This window comes from Pseudomonas sp. XP2 (genome assembly GCF_053557975.1).
On sequence record NZ_JBNRIK010000056.1, the window covers coordinates 1 to 7,535 of the forward strand.

The following is a 7,535-nucleotide window of genomic DNA, read 5'->3' on the forward strand; positions in this document are numbered from 1 at the left end:
GGCTGCACAGCAGCCCCAGCGATATCAGCGTTTACTTCCAAACCCTGGGGCTGCTGCGCAGCCCTGTCGCGACACAAGGCCGCTCCCACAAAAAGCGCGGTCGCCTGATGCCCGAGGTGCTAGGCCGCCAAGCGCCCGCTGGCAATCGCCTCCGACGCCGCCAGCATCGCCCGCAGCAACACTGCGCAGCCCGCCGCCAGGTCATCGGGCGTGGCGTTCTCGATTTCGTTGTGGCTGATGCCGTTTTCGCAGGGCACGAAAATCATCCCCGCTGGCCCTAGTTCGGCCAGGAAGATCGCGTCATGCCCCGCGCCACTGACAATGTCCATGTGCGGCAACCCCAGCGCCTGCGCCGAGGCGCGCACGGCATCGACACAGCCTTTGTCGAAGTACAATGCCGGGAAGTCGGCCGTAGGCACCAGTTCGTGGCTCAAGCCATGCTTGGTACAGGTTGCCTCGATCACCCCGCGCACCTCGGCGATCATCGCACTCAGTTGCTCGCCCTCCAGGTGGCGGAAGTCCAGGGTCATGCGCACCTCACCCGGGATCACGTTACGCGAGCCTGGATACGCCTGCAGGCAACCCACAGTGCCACAGGCATGGGGCTGGTGGCCGAGGGCGGTATGGTTGACCGCCTCCACCACGGCGGCAGCGCCGACCAGGGCGTCCTTGCGCAGGTGCATGGGTGTCGGGCCCGCGTGGGCTTCGACGCCGCGCAGGGTCAGGTCGAACCACTTCTGCCCCAGCGCTCCGAGCACCACGCCGATGGTCTTGGCCTGGTCCTCAAGGATCGGGCCCTGTTCGATATGGGCTTCGAAATAAGCCCCAACCGGATGGCCCAGCACCGCGCGGGTGCCGGCATAGCCGATAGCGTTCAAGGCTTCGCCAACGCTGACGCCCTGGGCATCACGCTTGGCCAGGGTTTCCTCCAGGGTGAACTTGCCGGCGAACACCCCTGAACCCATCATGCACGGGGCAAAGCGCGAGCCTTCTTCGTTGGTCCACACCACCACTTCCAGCGGTGCTTCGGTTTCCACGCCCAAATCGTTCAGCGTACGGATCACCTCCAGCCCGGCCATCACCCCGAAGCAGCCATCGAACTTGCCGCCCGTGGGCTGGGTGTCGATATGGCTGCCGGTCATTACCGGGGGCAGCTTGGGGTTACGCCCCGGGCGGCGGGCGAAGATGTTGCCGACGCCGTCGACACTGACCTCACACCCGGCCGCCTCGCACCACTGCACGAACAGGTCGCGGGCCTGGCGGTCGAGGTCGGTCAGGGCCAGGCGGCAGACACCGCCCTTGGCGGTGGCACCGAGGCGGGCCAGGTCCATCAGCGATTGCCACAGGCGGTTGCTGTCGACGTGCCGGGCGGTGGTTTCAAGCATCTCTTTGACTGGGGTCACGGGTTTCTCCTTCAGGCTTTTTTTGTGGTCGGTGCGGGCCTCTTCGCGGGTGAACCCGCTCCCACAGCCAAACCGGCGAGAACGTAGTACAGCGCGCCGCCCAGCAGCGAGCCGGTAAACCAGCCGTAGTCGTAGAACCAGCTGAAACTGCTGTTGCCAATCGCCAGTAACGTCAGCCCCACGGGCAAGGCAAAGGCGGCAAACCCGGCCCAGTTCCACGCCGGGTAGACGTCATCGCGGTACAACCCGGCCAGGTCCAGCTGCTGCCGACGGACCAGGAAGTAGTCCACCACCATGATCCCGGCAATCGGCCCGAGCAGGCTGGAGTAACCGAGCAGCCAGTTGGAGTACACGCTCTCCAGGCTCAGGTCCGAGACAATCAGGCCCAGTTTCTTAAGCAGTTCATGGCCCATCAGCGCCAGGCCGATAAAGCCGGTCAGCCATACCGCACGGCTGCGCCCGATCAGGCGTGGGGCAATGTTCTGGAAGTCGTTGGTCGGCGACACGATGTTCGCCGCCGTATTGGTCGACAATGTGGCAATCACGATCAGCGCCATGGCCAGGGCCACCCAGAACGGGCTGTGGATTTTGCCGATCAGGCTGACCGGGTCGGACACCGTCTCGCCCACCAGCGACGCCGAGGCGGCAGTCAGCACCACACCCAGCGAAGCGAACAGGAACATGGTCAGCGGCAGGCCGAAGATCTGCCCGAGAATCTGGTCCTTCTGGCTGCGGGCGTAGCGGCTGAAGTCGGGAATATTCAGCGACAAAGTGGCCCAGAAGCCGACCATGGCCGTAAGCCCGGCGCAGAAGTAACTGACCACGCTCGCCCCTTCCGGCCGCTTGGGCGGTTGCGCCAGCAGCTCGGTCATCGACATGTGCGGCAGGGCCCAGAACAGCAGCCCGACACCCACCGCCACCAGCAGCGGTGCCGAGAGCGTTTCCAGCCACTTGATCGACTCGGCGCCGCGCAGCACCACCCACAGGTTCAGGCACCAGAAGATCATGAAGCCGATCACCTCGCCAGTACCGGCCAAGGCCTTCCAGCCATCGAACACCGAACCCAGGAACAGGTGAATGGCCAAGCCGCCGAACAAGGTCTGGATGCCAAACCAGCCACAGGCAACCACGGCGCGGATCAGGCACGGTACGTTGGAGCCCAGGATGCCGAACGACGAACGCAGCAGCACCGGGAACGGGATGCCGTACTTGGTGCCTGGGAAGGCGTTGAGGGTAAGCGGGATCAGCACGATCACGTTGGCCAGCAGGATCGCCAGCAGCGCTTCGCCAACGCTCAGGCCGAAGTAGGCGGTGAGCACGCCACCCAGGGTGTAGGTGGGTACGCAAATGGACATGCCCACCCACAGGGCAGTGATGTGCCATTTGTTCCAGGTGCGCTGGTGCACCTTGGTCGGCGCGATGTCGTGGTTGTAGCGCGGGCTGTCGAGGACATCACTGCCCTCGGACAGCTCAAACAGGCCATCCTGCTCGACCACTTCCGATCTGCTCTGTTGCATGGGCCCTTCTCCAGATTTTCTTGTAGTTGTTTGCTCATCGGGCTAATTCGATGGCCGGAGTACACACGCGTATTGGTGCTTAGAAATCTTGACCAGAATTCCATCTTGTCAAGTCAGTCAATAACCCCTGAAACCCCCGAAGTCAGCAGGTCAATAAAAATTAAGTGTTAAATTTCAAACAGTTAAAAACCACAAAAATAATAGGAAAATTTTCTTGAAGATTCCCAAATCAGCATCTAGCCTCGAATCTTGTCAGGTCTGACAGGATTAACCGCCCTGCCTGCCCTGCACCCGAGACAATTCCAAGAACCGGCCCAGACCGGTCAGCCTGCGAGGAAAAACGGCATGTCCCTGTTGATCCGTGGCGCCACCGTGGTCACCCACGAAGAGAGTTACCCCGCCGATGTCCTGTGTGTCGATGGCCTGATCCGTGCCATCGGGCCAAACCTCGAACCGCCCACCGACTGTGAAATCCTCGACGGCAGCGGCCAGTACCTGATGCCCGGCGGCATCGACCCGCATACCCACATGCAGTTGCCATTCATGGGCACCGTCGCCAGCGAGGATTTCTTCAGCGGCACCGCAGCGGGCCTTGCCGGCGGCACCACGTCGATCATCGACTTCGTCATCCCCAACCCGCAGCAGTCATTGCTGGAGGCCTTCCACACCTGGCGCGGCTGGGCGCAGAAGAGCGCCAGCGACTACGGCTTCCACGTTGCCATCACCTGGTGGAGCGAACAGGTGGCTGAAGAAATGGGCGAACTGGTAGCCAAGCATGGGGTGAACAGCTTCAAGCACTTCATGGCTTACAAGAATGCAATCATGGCCGCCGACGACACCCTGGTGGCCAGCTTCGAGCGCTGCCTGCAACTGGGTGCGGTGCCCACCGTGCATGCCGAAAACGGCGAACTGGTGTACCACCTGCAGAAAAAACTGCTTGCCCAGGGCATGACCGGACCAGAGGCCCACCCCCTTTCGCGCCCTTCACAAGTGGAAGGTGAAGCGGCCAGCCGCGCCATCCGTATTGCCGAAACCATTGGTACGCCGCTGTATGTGGTGCACATTTCCAGCCGTGAAGCACTGGATGAAATCACCTATGCACGCGCCAAGGGCCAGCCGGTTTACGGCGAAGTCTTGCCCGGCCACCTGCTGCTGGACGACAGCGTCTACCGTGACCCGGACTGGGCCACTGCCGCTGGCTACGTGATGAGCCCGCCGTTCCGCCCGCGCGAGCACCAGGAGGCGCTGTGGCGCGGCTTGCAGTCGGGCAACCTGCACACCACGGCCACCGACCACTGCTGTTTCTGCGCCGAACAGAAAGCCATGGGCCGCGACGACTTCAGTCGCATCCCCAACGGCACCGCCGGCATCGAAGACCGCATGGCGGTGCTGTGGGATGCCGGTGTCAACAGCGGGCGCCTGTCGATGCATGAGTTCGTTGCGCTGACCTCCACCAACACGGCAAAAATCTTCAACCTTTTCCCACGCAAGGGCGCCATCCGCGTGGGTGCCGACGCCGACCTGGTGCTGTGGGACCCGCAGGGCACTCGCACTCTATCGGCCCAGACCCACCACCAGCGGGTGGACTTCAATATCTTTGAAGGCCGCACTGTGCGCGGGGTCCCCAGCCACACCATCAGCCAGGGCAAGGTGCTCTGGGCCGATGGCGACCTGCGCGCCGAGGCCGGGGCGGGGCGGTATGTGGAACGGCCGGCGTATCCGTCGGTGTACGAGGTGCTGGGGCGACGCGCCGAACAGCAGCGCCCGACGCCCGTTCAGCGCTGAGGCCATTGGGGCTGCTGCGCAGCCCATCGCCGGCAAGCCAAATATAATAAAGAGAGAGGCTACAACCGTGATCGACGCCCTGAACCACTTGCCGCGCCCCCGGGCCGGCGCCGACCAGCTGGCCGAGCGCTTCAGCGACCTGGCCCCACCCCTCACCGCTCGCCAGGCCGCCGTCGAAAGCGCGCGCTGCCTGTACTGCTATGACGCCCCCTGCGTCAATGCGTGCCCAAGCGACATCGACATCCCGTCGTTCATCCACCGCATCAGCGATGAAAACCTGCAAGGCGCCGCCGAGCGCATCCTTTCGGCCAACATCCTGGGTGGCAGCTGCGCCCGCGTGTGCCCCACCGAAATCCTCTGCCAGCAGGCCTGCGTGCGCAACAACGCGCAGGAATGTGCACCCGTATTGATCGGGCAGTTGCAGCGCTACGCCTTGGACAACGCGCATTTCACCGAGCACCCGTTCACGCGCTCACCGGCTACCGGCAAGCGCATCGCCGTGGTCGGCGCCGGGCCTGCCGGGTTGTCCTGCGCCCATCGCCTGGCCATGCACGGGCATGACGTGGTGGTGTTCGAGGCCCGCGACAAGGCGGGCGGCCTCAACGAGTACGGCATTGCCCGCTACAAGCTGGTCGACGACTACGCCCAGCGGGAAGTGGAGTTCCTGCTGGGCATTGGCGGCATCGAAATACGCCATGGCCAGCGCCTGGGCGGCAACCTCAGCCTGGGCGAACTGCGCGACCAGTACGATGCGGTGTTCCTCGGCCTCGGCCTGAATGCCGTGCGCCAGCTAGGCCTGCCAGACGAGGAAGCACCCGGCCTGCTCGCCGCCACCGAGTACATCCGTGAACTGCGCCAGGCAGCCGACCTGAGCCAGCTGCCGCTGGCCGACCGCTGCCTGGTCATCGGCGCCGGCAACACGGCCATCGACATGGCGGTGCAGATGAGCCGCCTGGGCGCCCGCGACGTCAACCTGGTGTACCGCCGTGGCCACGCCGACATGGGCGCCACCGGCCACGAGCAGGACATCGCCAAGGCTAACCAGGTGCGCCTGCACACCTGGGCGCGCCCCGACGCCGTGCTGCTGGATGACGCCGGCAAGGTGCGCGGCATGCGCTTTGCCCGCACCGAACTAATGGACGGCCGACTGCGCGACACTGGCGAAACCTTCGAGCTGCAGGCCGATGCCATCTTCAAGGCCATCGGCCAGCGCTTCGACGATGCCTGCCTCGTCGACCCGGTGGCTGCACAACTGGCCCGGGACGGTGAGCGCATCCGCGTTGACCACACCCTGCAGACCAGCTTGCCGGGCGTATATGCCGGCGGCGACTGCACGGCCCTGGGCCAGGACCTCACTGTCCAGGCTGTGCAGCACGGCAAGCTGGCCGCCGAAGCCATCCATGCCCAACTCATGCTCAACGTGGAGGCAGCGTAAATGGCCGACTTGTCTATCGTATTTGCCGGCATCAAGGCACCCAACCCTTTCTGGCTGGCTTCCGCACCGCCAACCGACAAGGCCTACAACGTGGTCCGCGCCTTTGAGGCTGGCTGGGGCGGCGTGGTCTGGAAAACCCTGGGCGAGGACCCGGCAGCGGTCAACGTGTCGTCGCGCTACTCGGCGCACTACGGCGCCAACCGCCTGGTGCAGGGCATCAACAACATCGAGCTGATTACCGACCGTTCGCTGGAAATCAACCTGCGTGAAATCACCCAGGTAAAGAAGGACTGGCCCGACCGGGCATTGATCGTGTCGCTGATGGTGCCGTGCGTCGAGGACTCGTGGAAGTTCATCCTGCCGCTGGTAGAGGCCACCGGTGCCGATGGCATCGAGCTGAACTTCGGCTGCCCGCACGGCATGCCGGAGCGCGGCATGGGTGCGGCGGTCGGCCAGGTGCCTGAGTATGTGGAGCTGGTCACCCGCTGGTGCAAGACCTACTGCTCGCTGCCGGTGATCGTGAAGCTTACACCCAACATCACCGACATCCGTCAGTCGGCCCGCGCCGCCCACCGTGGCGGGGCCGATGCGGTGTCGTTGATCAACACCATCAACTCCATCACCAGCGTCGACCTGGACCGTATGGTGGCCCACCCCATCGTTGGCGACCAAAGCACCCATGGCGGTTACTGCGGCTCGGCCGTAAAGCCGATTGCCCTGAACATGGTGGCAGAAATTGCCCGCGACCCGCAGACGCGTGGCCTACCGATCTGCGGCATTGGCGGCATCGGCAACTGGCGTGATGCGGCGGAGTTCATGGCCCTGGGCAGTGGCGCCGTCCAGGTGTGCACGGCAGCGATGCTGCATGGTTTTCGCATTGTCGAGGACATGAAGGACGGCCTGGCGCGCTGGATGGACCAGCATGGGCATCGCACCCTCGAGGCGTTCCGTGGCCAGGCGGTAGGGCACACCACCGACTGGAAGTACCTGGACATCAACTACAAATCGGTGGCGCACATCGACCAGGACGCCTGCATTGGCTGTGGGCGCTGCCACATTGCCTGTGAGGACACCTCACACCAGGCCATTGCCAGCACGCTGAAGGCAGATGGCACCCATGCCTACAGCGTGATCGAGGAGGAATGCGTGGGCTGCAACCTGTGCCAGATCACCTGCCCGGTTGAAAACTGCATCGAGATGCAGGCGCAGGATACCGGCAAACCGTACCTGAACTGGACACAGGACCCGCGTAACCCCTACCGCGAGGCCAGTTGAGGTAGATCACTGCCTGAACCCGCAACGCGATCGGTGTAGGAGCGGCCTTGTGCCGCGATGGGCCGCAAAGCGGCCCCGGGGTTTGAGCTTCGCCGCCGAAATTGCCGGGGCCGCTTTGCG

Annotated in this window: 5 protein-coding genes; 3 read left to right on the forward strand and 2 right to left on the reverse strand. The window is 64.1% G+C overall.

Annotation, left to right across the window (positions count from 1 at the left end; genetic code table 11):
* Window positions 1–119: 119 nt before the first annotated feature.
* Window positions 120–1,385 carry a Zn-dependent hydrolase gene (locus tag ACK1VC_RS28700; protein WP_232247626.1) on the reverse strand — a complete coding sequence of 422 codons (1,266 nt, stop codon included), beginning with the start codon at window positions 1,383–1,385 and terminating at the stop codon, window positions 120–122.
* 29 nt (window positions 1,386–1,414) lie between these two features.
* Window positions 1,415–2,920 (reverse strand): NCS1 family nucleobase:cation symporter-1, encoded by a 1,506-nt coding sequence (locus tag ACK1VC_RS28705; RefSeq protein WP_016488146.1) that lies wholly within the window; start codon window positions 2,918–2,920, stop codon window positions 1,415–1,417.
* A gap of 345 nt (window positions 2,921–3,265) precedes the next feature.
* On the opposite strand from ACK1VC_RS28705, the gene hydA reads away from it, so the two are divergent.
* The 3 genes from hydA (at window position 3,266) to preA (ending at window position 7,415) form a co-directional block, all read left to right on the forward strand.
* Window positions 3,266–4,705 carry a dihydropyrimidinase gene (hydA, locus tag ACK1VC_RS28710; protein WP_096426534.1) on the forward strand — a complete coding sequence of 480 codons (1,440 nt, stop codon included), beginning with the start codon at window positions 3,266–3,268 and terminating at the stop codon, window positions 4,703–4,705.
* Window positions 4,706–4,772: 67 nt separating this feature from the next.
* On the forward strand, window positions 4,773–6,140 hold the full coding sequence (locus tag ACK1VC_RS28715) for an NAD(P)-dependent oxidoreductase (RefSeq protein ID WP_102688946.1): 1,368 nt from the start codon (window positions 4,773–4,775) through the stop codon (window positions 6,138–6,140).
* A complete protein-coding gene (preA, locus tag ACK1VC_RS28720; protein WP_023047434.1) occupies window positions 6,141–7,415 on the forward strand; it encodes an NAD-dependent dihydropyrimidine dehydrogenase subunit PreA in 1,275 nt (424 codons plus the stop codon). It begins immediately after the preceding gene.
* The last annotated feature ends 120 nt before the right edge of the window (window positions 7,416–7,535 follow it).

Coding starts and splice junctions, on each gene's coding strand:
- ACK1VC_RS28700 (WP_232247626.1), bottom strand. CDS start 1,385: ATGCTTGAAACCACCGCCCGGCACGTCGACAGCAACCGCCTGTGGCAA.
- ACK1VC_RS28705 (WP_016488146.1), bottom strand. CDS start 2,920: ATGCAACAGAGCAGATCGGAAGTGGTCGAGCAGGATGGCCTGTTTGAG.
- hydA (WP_096426534.1), top strand. CDS start 3,266: ATGTCCCTGTTGATCCGTGGCGCCACCGTGGTCACCCACGAAGAGAGT.
- preA (WP_023047434.1), top strand. CDS start 6,141: ATGGCCGACTTGTCTATCGTATTTGCCGGCATCAAGGCACCCAACCCT.